Origin of the sequence: Pseudorhodobacter ferrugineus DSM 5888, from assembly GCF_000420745.1 — a bacterium.
Classification (GTDB): domain Bacteria; phylum Pseudomonadota; class Alphaproteobacteria; order Rhodobacterales; family Rhodobacteraceae; genus Pseudorhodobacter; species Pseudorhodobacter ferrugineus.
In genome coordinates this window covers 186020-205582 of record NZ_ATVN01000002.1, presented here as the reverse complement: position 1 = coordinate 205582, position 19563 = coordinate 186020, and the positions used below count along the sequence as shown (strand labels likewise).

Genomic DNA, 19563 nt, shown 5'->3' with positions numbered 1-19563 from the left:
AAAGGGACTTCATGTATCAAGGCCTACGAGGGCTGCTGCGAAATCTTGCGGATCAAAGGGAGCCAGGTCGTCTATCTGTTCACCGACCCCAATCGCATGTATCGGCAGACCGAATTTATCGGCCAAGGCCACCAACACGCCGCCCTTGGCTGTGCCATCCAGTTTGGTCATGACAAGGCCTGACACATCAGCGAGTTTGAGGAAAATTTCGACTTGGCTGACCGCGTTTTGACCCGTCGTCGCATCCAGAACCAATAAAGTATTATGCGGGGCTTCAGGATCTTTTTTGCGAATAACGCGGACGATTTTGGTCAATTCCTCCATCAGATCCGCGCGATTTTGCAATCGGCCTGCGGTGTCGATCAGCAGCAAATCGGCCCCACTTTCCTGTGCCTTGGTCATCGCATCAAAGGCAAGGCTGGCGGGATCTGACCCTTCAGGCGCCGTCAGCACGGGCACGCCTGCACGGGTGCCCCAGACTTGCAATTGTTCCACCGCCGCCGCGCGAAACGTATCGCCGGCGGCAATGACAACCGATTTGCCTGCGGCCTTGAACTGGCTGGCCAGCTTGCCGATGGTTGTGGTTTTGCCTGAACCGTTTACCCCGACAACCAGCACCACCTGCGGGCGTTTGGCATAGATCGGCATGGGGCGGGCCACGGGTTCCATGATCCGCGCCACCTCATCCGCCAAGGCGCGTTTGATGTCATTGGCGCTGACTCGTTTACCCATCCGCCCCTCGGCGATATTGGCGGTGACGCGCAGGGCGGTATCCACGCCCATATCGGCCTCGATCAACAACTCCTCAAGGCTTTCCAGCATCGCATCGTCAAACTCGCGCTTCACCTCATCGGGGCTTTGGCCCATCAGGCGGCCAAGGATGCCCGGTTTAGGGGCCGCTTGGGGCGCGGGCGCGGGGGCCGAAGCGGGCGGTGGCATGACTGGCACCTCAACCGAGGGCGCTGCGACCTCTGGGCCCGCATCTTCGGCCACCAAAGCCTCCAGCCCATCAGAGATTTTGTCCGACGACCGGAACATCCGGTCTTTCAGCTTTTTGAAAAAGGACATCGGGCCTCCGCCTGCGCAATGGGTTTCTTGTCACCTAGTCAATTCGCGCGGCCATGGAAAGGGGTTAGCCCTTGGGAAACGCCCCATAGCCAGTTGCGCCAAGCATTAACAGGGCTTGCCCCAGCCAATAAGCCGGCCATACAGCCAGCGATAATGTCAGCTTGGCACGGCGATGTCGTCACCACAAACAGCCGCAGCGCAAGGAGCAGATCCGACAGCACAAACAGCGCAGCCCCCAGTCGCAAAACACCGCCCCCCGCGTTTTCCACCAGCAAGATCGCAACGGCTGCCATAATGCCGATCACCACAACATACCCCCGCACAGGCCAGCGCAGCGCACCTGTTTTCGGGGCCAACCACGCCTCGGTCGACAGCATCACAAGCGCCAAACCAACCAATGCGCCAATCTGCATAGGTGACAGGCCCGCCCCGCCAAACGCCCCGCCAGCATCAAGGCTCATGCCCATGATCGATTGTGTCTGCGCCCAAAGCGCCCAAGCATAAATCAGATGCCCAATCGCAAAGGCCGCCATTCCTGCCAAAAACGCGCGATCATTTCGCAGGGCCAGCGCAAAATCACCAGCAGCCCCAAAGGCCAGCCCAAGCCCCATAAGGCCCATCAAAGGGACTGCCTGATGCCAAGCCGCACCCCTCAAAACAACAAGGGCAATCAATCCCGTCGCAGCCGTTTTTACCCACGCGCCGATCACGTTGATCTGGTCAAGCGCGGCCCAACGCATCCAATAGGTCAGAAAGCAGCCAACACTACAAAGCAACAGCATGGTTTCTAAAAGCGAAGGTATCATCACGGGCCTTTCGGGCAGTATGGGCGCACGCCTTAACAAATGCCCAAATGCCACGGGCAGGGCAAGCGGTTGGCGATTTAGCTTTGGCAAAAAATGGTGTAACGTAGCAAAGACCCGATGATTTGGACCTGCCCCATGCCACGAATGCCCCTCTTTGCGATTGCCGCCCTGACCCCCCTTTGGTTGCTAACGCTTGCCGTGCCCTTTGGCGGGCTGTGGGTCGTGTTCGCATTCTTGTACATGGGGGTGTTTACCCTTTTGTTGGACCAATTCGTGCCGATGGTCCTGCCCGATGCGCCCGAAGGGGCCGAGTTTCCGGCGGCCGATGCGCTGTTGGTTGCCTTGGCCTTGGGCCATTTGATCGCCTTTCCTTTGGTCGTTTGGGCGATTGCTGGCCCCAGCGGTTTGGCAATATGGGAGCGTGTTTTGCTGGCGCTGGCAGCAGGGCAATGGTTTGGCCAAGTCTCCAACCCCTGCGCGCATGAGCTTATCCATCGGGGCAACCGCGCGCTTTATGCTTTGGGTGTAACGGTTTACGCGACGATGTTGTTTGGCCACCACGCCTCGGCGCACCGATTGGTCCATCACCGCTTTGCCGCGAGTCTGGATGACCCCAACACCGCGCGGCGCGGCGAGAGTTTTTATCAGTTCTGGCCGCGCGCTTGGGCAGGGTCGTACCTCGCGGGGTTTAGGGCGGAAAGCGCGCGGCGCGGCGGCAAGGGGCTGCACCCCTATGCGGTTTATGCGCTGATTTCGGGCGTGTCCTTGGCGGTTGGGTTTGCGATTGCGGGTGTGGCGGGGCTGTTGGTTTGGCTGGCGCTGGCGGTCTATGGCCACAGCCAGTTGCTGCTGGCCGATTATGTGCAACATTACGGGCTGTTGCGCGCCACGCGGCCGGATGGCAAGCTGGAACCCGTGGACGCGCGCCACAGCTGGAACGCGCCGCAGTGGTTTTCATCGGCCCTGATGTTGAACGCGCCCCGCCATTCCGATCACCACGCACATCCCAGCCGGCCCTATCCGGCGCTGCGATTGCCTGCACGGGGGCAGGCACCCTATCTGCCCTATCCGCTGCCCTTGTGCTGCACCATCGCGCTGGCCCCGCGCCGTTGGGAGCGGTTGATGGCGCGGCGGTTGGACAAATGGCAAACGGAGCTGTGACTGGAATTCCCCCACTGCCCGTGGCAGTCTAATACCAACCCTATCCGTCCGAAAGGCCACCCGATGCGCGCTGTGATACTGTCTTTTGCCCTTTTTGTTGCCACGACAGCCCAAGCCCAAACCACGATGACGGGTAAGGAGTTTGAGGCCTATGCCACAGGTAAAACCCTGACCTATGCCTCGAACGGGCAGGTTTACGGGGTAGAGCAATACTTGCCCAATCGCCGTGTCCGCTGGGCCTTTGTCGATGATACCTGCCGCATCGGCCATTGGTACGAAGACGCGGGCGAGATTTGTTTTGTCTATGAACATGACGCGACGCCGCAATGTTGGACGTTTCAACTGCAAGGTGGCAAGCTGATGGCGCGCTTTGTGTCCGACCTGCCAGGGACCGAGTTGAAAGAGGTAGAGCAGACCACCAATCCACTGGCCTGCACCGGGCCGGATGTGGGTGTGTAACGTCACAAATCGAACATCGGCCCGTGACTTAGTGGCCGTTACAAAACAAAACCCGTGCCTCTTTGCGCGCGAATTTTCACCAATCGAACACTGTTAAAACAGGCTGCCCTGCCCCGCAGGCGGGGCCTTTGGGGGTGTTTTCGGGGACGTGGGTTTGGGTGGCGCGGCCCCTGCGGTCATGCGCCCGTCATGGAATTCAATCTCCAACACCCCTGCGCTCTCGGCTGCGGCCTTGCTGGTAACCACCCCGCCTTCGCCGCGCACAACGGCATAGCCGCGCCGCAATGTCTCGGCATAGCCCAGCGTTTGACGGGTGCGGTCCAAGGCATCCAGCCGTTTGCCGAGATCGGCAAGCCGCAATTTTGGTGCCGCTTGCAAACGTGCATCAAGTGTTGCCAGCTTGTCGCGCGACCGCGCAATTTCGCGCCCCGCATCTGCAAAGGCGCGGTCCAGCGCGGGGGTCAGGCGGGCTGATACCTGCGCCAGCCGCTCCTCCGCGCGCTCCATGCGGCGGGTCTGTGCTTGGGTCAGGGCACGGGCCTGCACGGCCAAACCGTCACGCCTGCGCGCCACCAGATCCAGCAACAACCGTGGCCGCATGGGCCCTGCCACACGGTCCAGCGCGGTGCGCTTGGCAGATGTGGCCAAAACCAGCGCGCCACCCAGACGGCCAGACCACAGATCGAACCGCTGTGCTGCCGCTTGGGTCAGCGTATCCAAACGTGGCAAGGCACGGCCCAGATCGCGCAACCGCTGACCGCGCAGGCCCACCATTTGCACAACGGCCCGAGACAACCGCGCGCCTTGCCCGTCCAGCCCCGCAACCAATTCCATGCGCACCGGCACGGCCATTTCCGCCGCGGCCGTGGGGGTGGGCGCGCGCCTGTCGCTGGCGTAATCAATCAAGGTGGTATCGGTTTCGTGGCCCACGGCCGATATCAGCGGAATGTCACTTTCCGCCGCCGCACGCACGACGATTTCCTCGTTGAACCCCCACAAATCCTCAAGCGATCCACCGCCGCGCGCGACGATGATCAAATCAGGGCGCGGGATCGGCCCGCCCGGCGCAATCGCGTTGAACCCACGGATCGCCGCTGCCACTTCGGGCGCGCAGGCCTGCCCCTGCACGGCCACAGGCCAAATCAGCACATGGCGCGGGAACCGGTCGCGCAAACGGTGCAGAATATCGCGGATCACAGCGCCCGAGGGCGAGGTGACAACCCCGATCACGGCAGGCAAATAGGGCAGCGCACGTTTGCGGTCCGCGTCAAACAACCCTTCCGCCGCCAACGCCTTGCGCCGCGCCTCTAGCATCGCCATCAACGCTCCTGCCCCCGCAGGCGCGATATCTTCAACAATCAGCTGATATTTTGACTGGCCCGGGAAGGTGGTCATACGGCCTGTGGCCACGACCTCCATGCCTTCCTCGGGCCTCACCTGCATTTTCGAAACCTGCCCCTTCCACGAAATCGCGGCGATCACAGAACGATCATCTTTCAGGTCAAAATACATATGGCCGGACGCGGGGCGCGACACACGGCCAATTTCGCCGCGCACACGGACCAGCCCAAACTCGCCCTCGATCACCCGCTTCACGGCACCCGAAAGCTCGGACACCGTAAATTCGGGGGAATTGCCGCTGGGTGTGGCGGGGCCGTCTTCGAACATGTCTGACATCACGCGCCTTCTTGTGATCTGTGTGTCCGCACCCTAGAACGCTTGCCAACAAAGGCCAAGTGGGGCCAAGAGACGGAGGCGCGATGAATATCTTGATTTTGGGCAGCGGCGGGCGTGAACACAGCCTTGCTTGGGCGATCAAGCAAAACCCGAAATGTGACCGGATCATCGTGGCACCGGGCAATGCGGGCATCGCACAATTGGCCGAATGCGCCGACATCAACATTCTGGACGGCGCGGCGGTTGTGACGTTTTGCGAAGAAAACGCCGTAGATTTTGTCGTGGTCGGCCCCGAGGCCCCATTGGCCGAAGGCGTGGCCGATGCAACCCGCGCGGCGGGCCTGCTGACTTTTGGTCCATCAAAAGCGGCGGCGCGGCTGGAGGCATCCAAAGCCTTTACCAAGGAAATTTGCGATGCCTGCGCCGCTCCCACCGCAGGTTACGCCCGCTTTACCGATGCGGCATCGGCGCGCGACTATGTGACCAAACATGGTGCGCCCTTGGTCATCAAGGCCGATGGTTTGGCCGCAGGCAAAGGCGTTATCATGGGGATGACATTGTCCGAGGCGCTGGACGGGATTGACGAGATTTTTGGCGGGGCCTTTGGGGCGGCTGGCGCTGAAGTGGTGATCGAGGAGTTCATGGAGGGCGAGGAGGCCAGCCTGTTCATCCTGTCGGATGGCGTGACCTGTTTGCCTATCGGCACCGCCCAAGACCACAAGCGCGTGGGTGACGCTGACACTGGCCCCAATACGGGCGGCATGGGGGCCTACAGCCCCGCGCCCGTGTTGAGCGATGCGATTTTGGAACAGGCGATGGCACAAATCGTGCGCCCCACAGTGGCGGAAATGGCGCGGCGCGGGACCCCGTTTGAAGGGGTCCTTTATGCCGGATTTATGATCAAGGACGGACAGGCGCGGCTGGTGGAATATAACGTGCGCTTTGGAGACCCCGAATGTCAGGTGCTGATGATGCGGCTGGGCGCGCAGATTTTGGATCTGCTTTTGGCCTGTGCCAAGGGCGAATTGGCTGGCGCGCAGGCGAATTGGGCCGACGATCACGCGCTGTCGGTGGTGATGGCGGCAAATGGTTATCCGGGCGCTTATGCTAAGGGCAGCGTGATCGGCGGGCTGAAGGGCCTGCCCGAGGACAGTTTCAATATGGTATTTCACGCGGGCACAGCCGTGCAGAGTGGCGATATTGTTGCCACAGGCGGGCGGGTGTTGAACGTAACGGCACGGGGCGACAGCCTGCAAGCCGCCCAAGCCCGCGCCTATGCAATGGTGGATGCGATTGATTGGCCGGGCGGGTTTTGCCGCCGCGACATTGGTTGGCGGGCGCTGTGATGCCCTACCTTGGCGCTTGGGCCCTAGGTTGGATTTGAGTATTTTTGCAAAGATGAAATGGCAAGGCGGCGCGAAATGACGCAGGCCTTGCGCCTGTCGGATTTGCCGCCTAAAAGCTGCGCGAACTTTAGGGGTCGGGGGGGATATCCATGCCGCTTCTTGTAATGAAATTCGGTGGCACCTCGGTGGCCGATATGGCGCGCATCAAGAATGCGGCGCTGAAGGTCAAGCGCGAGGTCGAGCGCGGCTATGACGTGATCGTCATTGTTAGCGCAATGTCTGGCAAAACCAATGAGTTGGTGGGCTGGGTCGAAAGCACCTCGCCGCTGTATGATGCCCGCGAATATGATGCGGTTGTGTCATCGGGCGAGAATGTGACCGCTGGTCTGATGGCGCTGACCTTGCAAGAAATGGACGTGCCCGCACGCAGCTGGCAAGGGTGGCAAGTGCCGATCAACACCACATCGGCTCACGCCTCGGCGCGATTCAAGTCAATCCCTGCCGACAATATCAACGCGAAATTTGCGGAAGGCTTCAAGGTCGCCGTTGTTGCAGGCTTTCAAGGGGTTTCCCCCGAAGGCCGCATCACCACCTTGGGGCGTGGCGGGTCCGATACCACCGCCGTGGCCTTTGCCGCCGCGTTCAACGCCGAGCGCTGCGATATTTATACCGATGTTGATGGCATTTATACCACCGACCCGCGCATCACCAACAAAGCGCGCAAGTTGGATAAAATCGCGTTCGAGGAAATGCTGGAACTCGCGTCGCTTGGCGCCAAGGTTCTGCAAACCCGTTCGGTCGAACTTGCAATGCGCTATAAGGTGCGTCTGCGTGTGCTATCCTCGTTCGAGGATACCGATGAAAACTCTGGTACGCTGGTCTGTGACGAGGATGAAATCATGGAATCGAAAGTTGTGTCTGGTGTCGCCTATTCGCGCGACGAGGCAAAGATAACACTGGTCACCGTGGCCGACCGCCCCGGCATTGCAGCCGCCATTTTCGGGCCTTTGTCCGAGGCAGGGGTGAATGTCGATATGATCGTGCAGAACATTTCCGAAAAAGGCGATGTGGGTGCAGTCACCGATATGACATTCTCTTGTCCTGTCAACCAAGTGGCCCGCGCCTGCAAGGCGATGGAAGACGCCAAGACCGCAGGCCATATCAACTTTGAAGAGCTGAATGTCGACAGCGATGTCGCCAAGATTTCTGTCGTGGGCATCGGCATGCGGTCACACGCAGGGGTTGCAGCGACTATGTTTAAGGCACTTTCAAGTGAGAACGTGAATATTAAGGTCATTTCCACCTCCGAGATCAAAATCTCGGTGCTGATTGACCGGAAATATATGGAACTTGCGGTCCAAGCGCTGCATGATGCCTTTGAATTGGAAAAAGCGGGCTAATCCGCGGCGCATATACCAATTCAACGGGGGGCTATGCCAGAACGCAGTGAAAGCGACAGCCGCAAGCTCTTGAAGCGCTTGCGCGACAGTCTTGCCGAACCGGGTCAGGGCCAGGATAGGCTTGACCGCATCACCCATCTGATTGCAGATTCTATGCGGTCCGAGGTGTGTTCGATCTATCTGTTTCGCGACACCGAAACGCTGGAACTGTGTGCCACGGAAGGGTTGCTGCAAGAGTCTGTTCACCAAACCCGCTTGCGTCTGGGCGAAGGACTTGTGGGCCGTGTGGCGCTTAACGGCATTCCAATCAACACCGCCGATGCCCCGTCTGAAAAAGGCTTTCGTTTCATGCCCGAAACGGGCGAGGAAATCTATTCGTCTTTCCTTGGCGTCCCGATCCAGCGGGTTGGCGAAAAGCTGGGCGTGTTGGTCGTGCAATCGCGCGCCGCCCGCCAGTTTTCGGATGATGAGGTGTACGCGCTGGAAGTCGTGGCCATGGTTCTGGCCGAGATGACCGAGCTGGGCGCTTTTCTGGGTGAAGGCGAGGCGCTGAGTGCCTTGCACAAACAACCCGTGATGTTTCGCGGTGCCACTGGCCAAGAAGGCAGCGCCGAAGGCAATGTCTGGTTGCATGAGGCGCGCGTGGTTGTCACCAACCCCGTGGCCGATGACGCGCAGGCCGAACTGGTCCGCATCCGTGCCGCTGTTGGCGAATTGCGGGTGTCGGTTGATGACCTGCTTGCCGCACAAAGCCTTGATAAAGAACAAAAACAGGTGCTTGAGGCATATCGCATGTTCGCCCATTCGCGCGGCTGGCTGCGCCGGATGGAAGAGGATATTCAGGCGGGCCTGTCCGCCGAAGCGGCCGTGGAAAAGGAACAATCCGCCACCCGCGCCCGCCTGTCACAGGTGCCAGATGCCTATCTGCGCGACCGTTTGCATGATCTGGATGACCTGTCCAACCGCCTTTTGCGCATCCTGACAGGGCAAGGGCATGATACCGGCGCCGAAATGCCGGAAAACCCCGTGTTGGTGGCCCGCAACATCGGCCCCGCCGAATTGCTGGAATACGGCCGCAAACTGCGCGGCGTGGTCCTGTCCGAAGGGTCGGTCGGGTCACACGCCGCCATTGTCGCCCGTGCGCTGGCAATCCCGCTGGTCATCCATGCGCAAGGCGTGATCGTCGAGGCGCTGAACGGCGATCCGATCTTGGTCGATGGCGATCAAGGGATCGTCCATCTGCGCCCCGAAGAATCGGTCGCCAAGGCATTCCGCGAAAAAATCGCAATGCAAACGCAGGCGCAACAACGCTATGCAGACCTGCGCGACAAACCCGCCCTTTCGCTGGACGGTCAAACCATAAGCCTGCAAATGAATGCGGGACTTATGGCCGATTTGCCAAGTCTTGAAGGATCGGGGGCCGAAGGTGTGGGCCTGTTTCGGACCGAATTGCAGTTTCTGATCCGCAGCCGGATGCCCAAGCGCGATGAACTCGCCCAACTCTATGCCCGCGTAATGGATGCCGCCCGTGGCCGCCGCGTGGCGTTTCGCACGTTGGATATCGGATCTGACAAAGTGCTGCCCTATATGAAGCCGCAGGATGAACCCAACCCTGCGATGGGGTGGCGCGCAATCCGTGTAGGCCTTGATAAACCCGGTGTTTTGCGGATGCAGGCGCAGGCCCTGATCCGCGCCGCCGCTGGCCGCCCACTGACCATCATGTTCCCTTTCATTACCGAATACGCCGAATATATTAGCGCCCGTGCCCATATCCTGAACCAAATTGACCGTGAGTCGGCGATGGGCCACCCCGTTCCGGCCAGCCTTGAAATTGGCGCGATGCTGGAAACCCCCAGCCTCGCCTATGCCCCCCGTGCATTTTTCGAGGCGACCGATTTCATTTCCATCGGCGGCAATGACCTGAAACAGTTTTTCTTTGCCGCTGACCGTGAAAACGAACGCGTGCGCCGCCGCTATGACACGCTAAACGCGTCTTTTCTTGGCTTCATCCGCCAAATCATCGCGCGCTGCGATGAAACGGGCACGTCCCTCTCTTTTTGTGGCGAAGATGCGGGCCGCCCGGTCGAGGCGGCTGTTCTGGCAGCTATGGGTCTGAAAAACCTGTCCATGCGCCCCGCCTCGATCGGCCCGGTCAAAGCCCTGATCCGTCGCACCGACCTTACCGCCCTGCGCGCCGTCATCCTTGCCGAATGCGACAAAGGTGTCGAAACCATCCGCCCCGCGGTCATGGATTTTCTGGCCAAACAGAACTGACCCACCCCCGATTGGCGGGGTTTCGCCGCCGGTTTGGCGGCCAACCGTCATCTAATTCCCCCCTTCGGGCCGAAAACCATTGAGCATTGCCCCCGCTTTGCCCACACTCCCCTAGGATCACGCTGTTAAAGACGTGACACTTACACCTTGGAGGAGGATCCTATGTCAAAAATGACCGCAACCTTGCGTGGCCTTTTGGCCGGTGCCGTTATCGCATCTGCCCCTGTCGCATCCAATGCGCAAGAATTCATCAACGTCCTGACCGGCGGCACATCGGGCGTCTATTACCCCGTGGGGTCGGCGCTTGCGACGCTTTACGGCGAAAACATCCCCAATGTGCAGGCACAAGTCCAATCGACCAAAGCGTCGGTTGAAAACCTGAACCTGCTGCAACAGGGCAAGGGCGAACTGGCGCTGGCACTGGGCGATTCCGTCAAATTCGCTTGGGAAGGCAACGCCGATGTCGGCTTTAAGGAGCCCCTGTCCAAGCTGCGCGGTATCGCCGCCGCTTATCCTAACTTTATCCAGATCGCGGCAACCGCTGACAGTGGCATCAAAACGCTGGCAGATCTGAAAGGCAAAAGCCTGTCGGTCGGCGCGCCAAAATCGGGCACCGAGCTGAACGCCCGCGCGATTTTGGAAGCCGCCGGCATGTCCTATGACGATATGTCCAAGGTCGAATACCTGCCCTTTGCAGAATCGGTCGAACTGCAAAAGAACCGTCAGCTTGACGCGACCTTGCAATCGGCGGGTATCGGTGTGGCCTCGATCAAGGATCTGGCGACCAACATGCCAACCCAGATCGTTGCGGTCCCCTTGGAAGTTGTCGAAAAGCTGGGCGCGCCTTTCGTGCCGGGCGTGATCCCCGCAGGCACCTATGAAGGCCAGACCGAAGATGTGCCCACCGTGGCCGTGATGAACTTTTTCGTCACCCACGAGGACGTATCCGATGAAACCGCCTATCAGATGACCAAACTGATGTTTGAAAACTTGCCTACCTTGGTTGCGGCCCATAAATCGGCTTCGGCCATCTCGCTCGAAACCGCGCTGACCGGCATGCCGATCCCGCTGCACCCCGGTGCAGAGCGCTACTACCGCGAAGTTGGCGTGATCAAGTAATCTGACCACACGCTTCACGGGGCGGCCTTTGCAACCAAGGGCCGCCCCTTTTTTGACCGCTGGGGAGGGTGGGATATGAATACCAAAACCGAAGAGCCAAGCCATCACGACCCTTTATCCTCGGGGTTCCCCCCGGGCGTCGAAGGCCGCATCCTGTTCTGGATCGCAGTCGCCTTTTCCGCCTTTCAAATCGCTACTGCCGCGCATCTGATTGATTTCGCAAGCCAGATCACCCGCGCCTTTCACGTGGGTTTCCTTGCCCTGCTGGGCTTTCCGCTGCTCGCCACCCTCAAAGGCGGCTCCAAACCCGCCCGCACCTTGGGCTGGTTCATGGCCGCCCTTGGCGTCACCGTGGCACTCTATCAGTGGTGGGAATATGTGCCGCTGATCATGCGCGCAGGCGACCCAGAAACCCGTGATATCGTTATCGGCTGCATCGCCCTGTTCACTGTTTTCGCCGCCGCATGGGCGCTTATGGGCCCCGCTTTGCCCATCATCGCGGGCCTGTTCCTGTCCTATTGCCTGTTCGGCGAATACCTTCCCCGCCCGTTCAACCACCGCGGCTATGACTTTTCCCAAGTCGTCGACCACATGGCCTTTGGCACCGAAGGCATCTACGGCATCCCCGTCTATGTCTCCTCGACCTTCATTTTCCTGTTCATCCTGTTCGGCTCGTTCCTCGAAAAAGCGGGGATGATCAAACTCTTCACAGATGTCTCCCTTGGCCTTGTCGGCCATAAACAAGGCGGCCCTGCCAAGGTGTCCGTCCTGTCCTCCGGCCTCATGGGCACCATTTCCGGCTCTGGCGTGGCGAACGTCGTCACCACGGGCCAGTTCACCATCCCCCTGATGAAATCCTTCGGCTACCGCCCCGCCTTTGCAGGCGGGGTCGAGGCAACGGCCTCGATGGGCGGCCAGCTTATGCCACCCGTCATGGGCGCTGTGGCCTTCATCATGGCCGAAACCTTGGGCGTCGAATACTTTGAGGTAGTCACCGCCGCCCTCATCCCCGCCATCCTCTACTTCGCCTCCGCCTTCTGGATGGTCCACCTAGAGGCCGGCCGCGCCAAGCTGACAGGCCTTGCCGTCAGTGAACTGCCCTCCCCGATGAAAGCGATCCGCGAAGGCTGGTATCTCATCCTCCCCCTCGCCGTCCTCGTCTACCTGCTCTTCTCCGGCTACACGCCGCTCTTTTCCGGCACCATCGGCCTCGCGCTGACAGTCCTTCTGATCCTCGGTGCCGCCGCGTCGCTCAACTTGCCCGAAGGCGTATTCCGCATCATCTTCTGGATCGGCCTCGGGATCATCGCCGCCGCGTTTTTCAAGTTCGGCATCTGGGTGGTCATGTCAGCCATCATCGCCCTGATCGTCTTGAACGCCGCCACCAAAGGCGGGCGCGAAACCCTGCTCGTGTGCCGCGACGCACTGGCCGACGGTGCCAAAACCGCCCTGCCCGTGGGCATTGCCTGCGCCCTTGTCGGCATCATCATCGGCACCATGACCCTGACGGGCGTGGCCAACACCTTCGGCAGCTTCATCGTCTCGGTTGGCCAGGACAGCCTGATCCTGTCGCTGATCCTGACCATGATCACCTGCATCATCCTTGGTATGGGCATCCCCACGATCCCCAATTACATCATCACATCGGCCATCGCAGGCCCAGCCTTGCTGGAACTCGGCGTGCCGCTGATCGTCAGCCATATGTTCGTCTTCTACTTCGGCATTCTCGCCGACCTTACGCCACCCGTGGCGCTGGCCTGCTTTGCCGCCGCCCCGATTGCCAAGGAAAGCGGCCTGCGCATCTCGATCGAAGCGGTGAAAATCGCTGCCGCAGGCTTTGTCATCCCCTTCATGGCGGTCTACACCCCAGCCCTCATGCTGCAACCGGGTGGCCCCTTGGCCGAGGCGATAGGCTTTGTCCCCGCCGTGGCCTATATCGTGCTTAAGGCCGTGCTGGCCATCGGCCTTTGGGGGGCCGCAGTCATCGGCTGGCTCGGCCGTCCGCTGGCAGTCTGGGAACGCCTGCTGGCGGTCGTCGCCGCAGGCACGCTCATCGCCGCCCTCCCCATCACCGATGAAATCGGGTTTGCCCTTGTGGCCCTGTTCGCAGCCTCCCTCTGGTGGCGCAAAAAACAGGCGGCAGCATGAGCGTTTGCCTGATGGTGGGGGCAGCACTCCTGTCCCTGCCAACCCCCGATTTCACCTTGCGCTGGACCCATTCGGTCGAAAAGATCGATTGGGTGGAAAGCTGGAAAATCACCCCGCCAACCCTAACCCTGACCCGCGTGGCGATCAAAGGCTCCGGCGCAGGTATGGAACCGGCAGATGACGCGCGCCTTGAAAACGGCTGGTGGGTCTGGCACCCGATGACCCAATTCCCCAACCTCACCCTCGCCGCCTCGGGTGCCACAGGCGCAGGCTGGCATCTGTGCACCCCAACTTGCCAGGATCTCGGCACCCAATCCGGCCCGCCCATCACGATCAAACCCTGCCCAACCTCATAACCCCTTCCCCTTTCTTTTCGGCAAAAATATCCTGGGGGGAATTGGCCATAAGGCCAAGGGGGGCAAAGCCCCCGCCCCCTAACCCCGCCGCATATAAACGAGGCCAAAATGCCAACACCCACCACAGATTTCGCCATCATCGGCGGCGGCATTGTCGGCCTTGCCACCGCGCTTGACCTGCAATCGCGTCACCCCAACGCCAAAATCATCCTGCTGGAAAAAGAACCCCAACCCGCCCAGCACCAAACCGGTCACAACTCCGGCGTCATCCATGCAGGCGTCTACTACGCCCCGGGCAGCCTCAAGGCCAAATTCTGCGCCCTTGGCGTCACCGCCACCAACGCCTTTTGCGCCGAACACGCGATTCCGACCCAAACCTGCGGCAAACTCATCGTCGCAACCAACGCTGATGAACTCGCGCGCATGGCCACCCTCGAATCCCGTGCCCGCACCAACGGCATCCCCATCGAACGCCTGACAGCCGAAGACGCCCAGAAACTCGAACCCAATATCTCGGCAACAGGCGCGCTCCTGTCCCCCTCCACAGGCATCGTCGACTATGCCGTCATGGCCCGCAAAATGGCGGACATTCTCACCAGCCGCGGCGGTGAAATCCTGTTCAATACCCGCGTCACCGGCGGTATGGAAACGCCGCAAGGCATCACCCTGCACACCACAAACGGCACCCTCTCGGCGGGCAAAGCCGTGTTCTGCGCGGGTCTGCACGCCGACCGCGTGGCACGCGCCTTTGGTGCAGACATTCAGTTTCGCATCATACCGTTTCGGGGCGATTATTTCGCCATCAAGAACCAACCCGATGATCTGGTCCAACACCTCATCTACCCCATCCCTGATCCCGAACGCCCGTTCCTCGGCGTGCATCTGACCCGTAAAATGAATGGCGGGTTCACCGTGGGCCCCTCGGCCGTGCTGGCCGGCGCACGCGAAGGCTACGGCAAGTTCAGCCTCAACGCCGCCGATCTCGCCTCTGCCCTCACTTACCCCGGCTTTTGGAAACTGCTGGCCCGCAACGCAGGCTCGGCCGCCGATGAACTTGCCTCGTCCCTCTCGAAACAACGCTACCTGAAAAAGGTGCAAAAATACTGCGCCCGCATCACGCTGAATGACCTCGCCCCCTATAAATCGGGCGTGCGCGCGCAGGCCGTCGCCCCCGATGGCAAAATCATCGACGATTTCCTGTTCATAGACACCCGCCACAGCCTGCATGTCTGCAACGCGCCTTCGCCTGCTGCAACCTCGGCCATCCCAATCGCAGCCCATATCGCTGATCGCTTGCTGGCAGCACAATGACAGGGCGTCGCACTCTCCTTGCGGCCATGGCGCTGGCCCTGTGTGCCGCAGCCCTCACTTACGTCTTTACCTACCGCGCCAATGAAGTGGCCTTACGTGCGCAACTCGACCAAACGCTGATTTTGACCGCTCGCGCCGTCGAAACCGAAATCGCCCGTTTTGGCTCTCTGCCCGGTATTGCCGCCGAAGATGCCCGCATCCGCGCCGTCATCGCAGCCCCCGGCTACACCGCGAATGTGGATGAGGCGAACCGCTACCTCGCCAAAATCGGCACCTATTCCGGCGCATCCTTGCTGTTTTTGATGAATGAAAACGGCGTCACCCTTGCTGCGTCAAACTATGAAACCGACCTCAGCCTCGTGGGCCGCAACTTCAACTTTCGTCCCTATTTCAAAGCCGCGATGCAGGGCCAGAATGGCCGCTATTACGCCATCGGCACCACCACAGGCGAACCGGGTTATTTTCTGTCCACCCCTGTCACAGTGGGTTCGGCCCGCGGTGTTTTGGTGGTCAAGGTTGACCTGACACCTTTGCAGTCGACATGGCTCAGTGCAGGTCTCGCGACCGCGATCATCGACCAAGACGGTGTCGCCTTTCTGTCGGGCGCGCCCGAATGGCTCTATCGCCCCACCTTGGGTTTGTCGCCAGAACGGCTGGCCCGCATCCGTGATGCACGCACCTATAACGGGGTGGAACTGGTCGATGCCGAAGCCATCTTAATTGGCCCCGACCGTGCCAGATCGGCCAATGGCCCGATGCTGATCCGCGCGCACCCCTTGACCGATGATGGTTGGACCCTGATGGCGGGCAGCCTGATTGCGCCAGTGACAACCACGTCCATCCTTTCGGCACTCGGCGCGGCACTTTTAACCTTCCTCGCAACGGGTCTTGCGAAAATCGCCAATCAACGCCGCCAATTGGTAGCCTTACGTCTGCGCCAAAACGCCCTGCTGGAAACCCGCGTCGCCGAACGCACGCGCGACCTCGCGCATGAGGTCCAGGCCCGCCGCCAAACCGAGGCAGAGCTGCGTGCCGCCCAGGAAGGCCTGATCCATTCCGAAAAAATGGCCGCCCTTGGCCGCATGTCCGCCGCCATCGTGCATGAAATCAGCCAACCCCTCGCCGCGATGGAGGCGACACTGGCCGCCGCCGAACTCGCGCTGCCCGCAGGCGATACATCCAAACCGGACAAAACCCAAAACCGCATCGCAACCGTCCGTGGCCTTGTCCGCCGCATGCAGCGCACGACCAAACATCTCAAAAGCTTCAGCCGCAAGGAACAAGGCGAACTCTCGCTGATCGACATCGCGCAGACCGTTGAAAACGCAATAGAACTTACCGCCCCACGCGCCAAAACCGCAGGTATCGCACCGCAATTTACCCTACCAGACCCACCGCTTTATATCCGCGCGGGGGCGATCCGCATGGAACAGGTCCTCGTCAACCTGCTGCTCAACGCCTTTGACGCGGTCGATGGGCAAACAGACCCGCAGATCACCATTTCCGCCACCAGCGACGGCACAAAAACCACCCTGACGGTCACCGACACCGGCGCAGGCATCGACCCCGCCGACCTGCCCCGCGTGACAGAACCGTTCTTTTCCACAAAAATCACCGGCGAAGGGCTTGGCCTTGGCCTTTCCATCTCGCAGGCCATCGTGCAAGAATTCGGCGGCCAGATCGACATCACCTCACGCTCCGGCCAAGGCACCACCGTCACCGTCACCTTGCCCAGCCCGCAACCCATAGGCCCCGCATGACCATCTTTATCGTCGATGATGATGCCGACCACCTGACCGCCTTGTGTGATCTGGTCGACGTGGGCGGCCATGCCCCAACCGGATTTTTGCGCGCCCAAGATGCCGTTGCCGCCGCCCGCACCGCGCCGCCCGATGCCATCCTGACCGATTTGCGCATGCCAGGAATGGACGGGATGGCGCTTATCACTGCCATCACCGCGCTTGGCCACGACATCCCCATTATCATGCTGACAGGCCACGGCGATGTCACCGCGGCCGTGCAGGCCATCCAAGCAGGTGCCGAAGATTTTCTGGAAAAACCCTATGACGCCCAGCACCTGCTGTCCGTCCTGAACCGCACCCTGCGCGCCAAGGCCACACGGGATGAGGTGGCGCGCCTGCAAACGGAACTTGCCCGCAAATCCGAAACGATTTTGGGCGAAAGCCCCGCCCTTGTGGCCTTGCGAAACCAGCTTTCGGCTCTTGCGCCCCTCAACGTCGATGTCATCCTGACCGGTGAAACCGGCACGGGCAAGGAACTGTCGGCCCGCGCGCTGCACGCAGCCTCGCCCCGCGCGCACGGCCCCTATGTCGCGCTGAACTGCGCCGCCCTCCCCGAAAGCCTGTTTGAGCTTGAGGTGTTCGGCCACGCCGCCGCCGCCTTTCCGGGGGCGCAGGAAAAACCAGGCAAGCTTGAGGCCGCGAATGGTGGCACGCTGGTGCTGGACGAGGTGGAATCGATGCCCTTGCCCGTGCAGGCCAAGTTTTTGCGCACGTTGCAGGAACGCCAAGTCGAACGCTTGGGTGAAAACCACCTCCGCCCACTGGATCTGCGCATCGTCACCACGTCCAAAACCGATCTCCGGCAATGCATCGCTGACAAAACCTTTCGCGCCGATCTGTTTTACCGCCTTGCAGGGGCCGAACTCCGCCTGCCCCCCCTGCGCGGCCTTGGCCCCGATATCGCGCTGATATTTGCCCATTACGCCACGCTCGCCGCCCGTCTCTATGGCCGCGCCGCCCCCGATATCACCATATCGCTGCGCCGTGATCTGCAACGCCACGACTGGCCCGGCAATATCCGCGAGTTGAAAACCGCCGCCGAACGCTTTGCCCTTGGGCTTGGCCTGTCGCTGCCAGATGATGCGCCCAAAGGTGACACCCTGCCCGACCGCGTGGCGGAATATGAGGTTCGTGAAATCACCGCAGCCCTTGCGCGCTATCCGCAATCGGTGGAACGCGCGGCGCAGTCACTGGGCATCCCGCGCCGCACTTTGGCCGACAAAATGACCCGCTACGGGATCAAGGGTTAGGTTTTTCCGATCTTCAGCGTCTTCATTTCCGCTTCAAACGCGCGGCGCACAGGCTCTGCGCCATGCAGCACCGTCAGCCGCAACAGGCCAAAGCGGATATGCGCCAGCTCGCGGTAATGGGTTAAAAACGCTGCATTCAGCCCCGCCCCCGTCAAGGCACCTAAAACCGGCACCGTCTGCGCCGCCAGTTTCTGCCCCAAAACAGCGGCAAACCCCGGCACAATTTTCGCCAGCAACTTGTGCAGTGCAGGCCCCGTCAGGGTCATCCGCGCGCCGATAAAGGACGTGTTAATCCCGTCATCATCGGCCAAAGGCCCGCCGGCCATAAGCACGCGCAGCGCCTCGGCCCGCACTTCGGGCAAGGTGGTGTCAAACCCCTCCTCCTCGGCCGCGCGCAAAATGGCGTGCAAAATCACAGTGATGGTGATCGGCAATTCGGCCAATGCGGTCACAATCCCCCCCGCACCACCAACCGCCCCCGTCAGCGCCGCCAGTGCAGGCGCGCCCTTGGGTCCAAAATCGGGCGCATGGCGCCCATGTTCTGCAACCTTCACAGCGCGGGTCAGCGCATCGGCGGTGATCCGTTCAATCTGGGCCCGAACCCCATCGGGCAAATGTGCCATCTGCCCTTCGATTTTGCCCCCAAACTTGTTGATAATCCGCATCAGCGGCCCATGCGCCTTTAACTGCCGCGCGGCCAACACAGCAATCTCCAACCCCGGATCAGGGGTGGGCAAGGCAGGCAAAGGGTGGGTCACATCTTGGTCCATCCCCCAAAGATAATGCGCCCCAATCGCCAAAACAAGCGGTCAAGCCATCGCGCGCACCACCTCGCCCGCAACTCCGTTCCACGCACCCGTTTGCAATTCAATCCCCAACACACGGTCGGGGTTGGTTGGGGCAGGCATCACCACGCCCTCCAGCTTGGCAAAACCGAACCGCTTGTAATAGGGCGCATCCCCCACCAACAAAACCCGCGCCCAACCCAAATTCCGCGCCCGCTCCAGCGTCTCAGTGATCAAAAGCGCGCCCAAACCTTCGCCTTGCCGTGTCGGATGCACTGCAATCGGCCCCAAAAGCAATATGTCCAAACCGCCAACCTTGGCAGGCCAAAACCGGATGGCGGCGGCCAAAACACCGTCTGCATCCCGCAACACCACACACAAGGGCCCAATTGTTGGCACCCCGTCTCGCAAACGGTACGATGACAACGCCGTCCGCCCCGGCGCAAAGCACAGGTCATAAAGCGCCTCGACCTCCCACAAGTCCGCTTCGGTCTCGTCGTGCATTTGGTACAAGGGCGCCACCCTCCGCTATGCGAAAATCACCCGTTTGACCATCCAAAGGGCTTTGCATCAAAACCCCAAACCCGCACCATTCGCAACC

Annotated in this window: 16 protein-coding genes; 11 read left to right on the top strand and 5 right to left on the bottom strand. The window is 60.8% G+C overall.

All coding sequences use genetic code 11. The features are described from left to right. Nucleotides 1-9 precede the first annotated feature (9 nt). Both ftsY and G560_RS0102750 read right to left on the bottom strand, forming a co-directional pair. Nucleotides 10-1068, bottom strand: coding sequence for a signal recognition particle-docking protein FtsY (gene ftsY / locus G560_RS0102755; protein WP_022702788.1), 1059 nt, complete (start codon nt 1066-1068; stop codon nt 10-12). A 38-nt stretch (nt 1069-1106) separates the two neighbouring features. After that, nucleotides 1107-1850 carry a lysoplasmalogenase family protein gene (locus tag G560_RS0102750; RefSeq protein ID WP_022702787.1) on the bottom strand — a complete coding sequence of 248 codons (744 nt, stop codon included), beginning with the start codon at nt 1848-1850 and terminating at the stop codon, nt 1107-1109. A gap of 168 nt (nt 1851-2018) precedes the next feature. Here G560_RS0102750 and G560_RS0102745 point away from each other — a divergent pair, with 168 nt between their 5' ends. Continuing rightward, nucleotides 2019-3035 (top strand): alkane 1-monooxygenase, encoded by a 1017-nt coding sequence (locus G560_RS0102745; protein WP_022702786.1) that lies wholly within the window; start codon nt 2019-2021, stop codon nt 3033-3035. A 63-nt stretch (nt 3036-3098) separates the two neighbouring features. Next, nucleotides 3099-3494 carry a hypothetical protein gene (locus G560_RS0102740; protein WP_022702785.1) on the top strand — a complete coding sequence of 132 codons (396 nt, stop codon included), beginning with the start codon at nt 3099-3101 and terminating at the stop codon, nt 3492-3494. A gap of 93 nt (nt 3495-3587) precedes the next feature. Here G560_RS0102740 and xseA read toward each other — a convergent pair whose 3' ends face one another. Further along, nucleotides 3588-5171 (bottom strand): exodeoxyribonuclease VII large subunit, encoded by a 1584-nt coding sequence (gene xseA / locus G560_RS0102735; RefSeq protein ID WP_022702784.1) that lies wholly within the window; start codon nt 5169-5171, stop codon nt 3588-3590. A gap of 83 nt (nt 5172-5254) precedes the next feature. Between xseA and purD the strand changes: the two genes are divergently transcribed. The 9 genes from purD (at nt 5255) to G560_RS0102690 (ending at nt 18177) form a co-directional block, all read left to right on the top strand. After that, nucleotides 5255-6517 (top strand): phosphoribosylamine--glycine ligase, encoded by a 1263-nt coding sequence (purD, locus tag G560_RS0102730; RefSeq protein WP_022702783.1) that lies wholly within the window; start codon nt 5255-5257, stop codon nt 6515-6517. A gap of 149 nt (nt 6518-6666) precedes the next feature. Beyond that, on the top strand, nt 6667-7917 hold the full coding sequence (locus G560_RS0102725; RefSeq protein WP_022702782.1) for an aspartate kinase: 1251 nt from the start codon (nt 6667-6669) through the stop codon (nt 7915-7917). A gap of 33 nt (nt 7918-7950) precedes the next feature. Beyond that, nucleotides 7951-10191, top strand: a complete 2241-nt coding sequence (gene ptsP, locus G560_RS0102720; protein WP_022702781.1) for a phosphoenolpyruvate--protein phosphotransferase — start codon at nt 7951-7953, stop codon at nt 10189-10191. Between the two features lie 162 nt (nt 10192-10353). Continuing rightward, a complete protein-coding gene (locus G560_RS0102715; protein ID WP_022702780.1) occupies nt 10354-11310 on the top strand; it encodes a TAXI family TRAP transporter solute-binding subunit in 957 nt (318 codons plus the stop codon). A 75-nt stretch (nt 11311-11385) separates the two neighbouring features. Then, nucleotides 11386-13458, top strand: a complete 2073-nt coding sequence (locus G560_RS0102710; protein ID WP_022702779.1) for a TRAP transporter permease — start codon at nt 11386-11388, stop codon at nt 13456-13458. Continuing rightward, nucleotides 13455-13814 (top strand): DUF1850 domain-containing protein, encoded by a 360-nt coding sequence (locus G560_RS0102705; RefSeq protein WP_022702778.1) that lies wholly within the window; start codon nt 13455-13457, stop codon nt 13812-13814. The genes G560_RS0102710 and G560_RS0102705 overlap by 4 nt, the downstream gene beginning before the upstream one ends. Nucleotides 13815-13922: 108 nt before the next feature. Further along, on the top strand, nt 13923-15125 hold the full coding sequence (gene lhgO / locus G560_RS0102700; RefSeq protein WP_022702777.1) for an L-2-hydroxyglutarate oxidase: 1203 nt from the start codon (nt 13923-13925) through the stop codon (nt 15123-15125). A 26-nt stretch (nt 15126-15151) separates the two neighbouring features. Next, nucleotides 15152-16885, top strand: coding sequence for a sensor histidine kinase (locus G560_RS18340; RefSeq protein ID WP_022702776.1), 1734 nt, complete (start codon nt 15152-15154; stop codon nt 16883-16885). Further along, nucleotides 16882-18177, top strand: a complete 1296-nt coding sequence (locus G560_RS0102690) for a sigma-54-dependent transcriptional regulator (RefSeq protein WP_022702775.1) — start codon at nt 16882-16884, stop codon at nt 18175-18177. The genes G560_RS18340 and G560_RS0102690 overlap by 4 nt, the downstream gene beginning before the upstream one ends. Here the strand turns inward: G560_RS0102690 and G560_RS0102685 are convergent. Next, nucleotides 18174-18935: an EcsC family protein gene (locus G560_RS0102685; protein WP_231575863.1), complete on the bottom strand. Its 762-nt coding sequence runs from the start codon at nt 18933-18935 to the stop codon at nt 18174-18176. The genes G560_RS0102690 and G560_RS0102685 overlap by 4 nt on opposite strands. Before the next feature lie 51 nt (nt 18936-18986). Then, nucleotides 18987-19466: a GNAT family N-acetyltransferase gene (locus tag G560_RS0102680; protein WP_420835074.1), complete on the bottom strand. Its 480-nt coding sequence runs from the start codon at nt 19464-19466 to the stop codon at nt 18987-18989. Nucleotides 19467-19563: the final 97 nt, after the last annotated feature.

Coding starts and splice junctions, on each gene's coding strand:
- xseA (WP_022702784.1), bottom strand. CDS start 5,171: ATGTCAGACATGTTCGAAGACGGCCCCGCCACACCCAGCGGCAATTCC.
- G560_RS0102740 (WP_022702785.1), top strand. CDS start 3,099: ATGCGCGCTGTGATACTGTCTTTTGCCCTTTTTGTTGCCACGACAGCC.
- G560_RS0102715 (WP_022702780.1), top strand. CDS start 10,354: ATGTCAAAAATGACCGCAACCTTGCGTGGCCTTTTGGCCGGTGCCGTT.
- lhgO (WP_022702777.1), top strand. CDS start 13,923: ATGCCAACACCCACCACAGATTTCGCCATCATCGGCGGCGGCATTGTC.
- G560_RS0102750 (WP_022702787.1), bottom strand. CDS start 1,850: ATGCTGTTGCTTTGTAGTGTTGGCTGCTTTCTGACCTATTGGATGCGT.
- G560_RS0102680 (WP_420835074.1), bottom strand. CDS start 19,466: ATGCACGACGAGACCGAAGCGGACTTGTGGGAGGTCGAGGCGCTTTAT.
- purD (WP_022702783.1), top strand. CDS start 5,255: ATGAATATCTTGATTTTGGGCAGCGGCGGGCGTGAACACAGCCTTGCT.
- G560_RS0102725 (WP_022702782.1), top strand. CDS start 6,667: ATGCCGCTTCTTGTAATGAAATTCGGTGGCACCTCGGTGGCCGATATG.
- G560_RS0102745 (WP_022702786.1), top strand. CDS start 2,019: ATGCCCCTCTTTGCGATTGCCGCCCTGACCCCCCTTTGGTTGCTAACG.
- G560_RS0102710 (WP_022702779.1), top strand. CDS start 11,386: ATGAATACCAAAACCGAAGAGCCAAGCCATCACGACCCTTTATCCTCG.
- ftsY (WP_022702788.1), bottom strand. CDS start 1,068: ATGTCCTTTTTCAAAAAGCTGAAAGACCGGATGTTCCGGTCGTCGGAC.
- G560_RS18340 (WP_022702776.1), top strand. CDS start 15,152: ATGGCGCTGGCCCTGTGTGCCGCAGCCCTCACTTACGTCTTTACCTAC.
- G560_RS0102690 (WP_022702775.1), top strand. CDS start 16,882: ATGACCATCTTTATCGTCGATGATGATGCCGACCACCTGACCGCCTTG.
- G560_RS0102705 (WP_022702778.1), top strand. CDS start 13,455: ATGAGCGTTTGCCTGATGGTGGGGGCAGCACTCCTGTCCCTGCCAACC.
- ptsP (WP_022702781.1), top strand. CDS start 7,951: ATGCCAGAACGCAGTGAAAGCGACAGCCGCAAGCTCTTGAAGCGCTTG.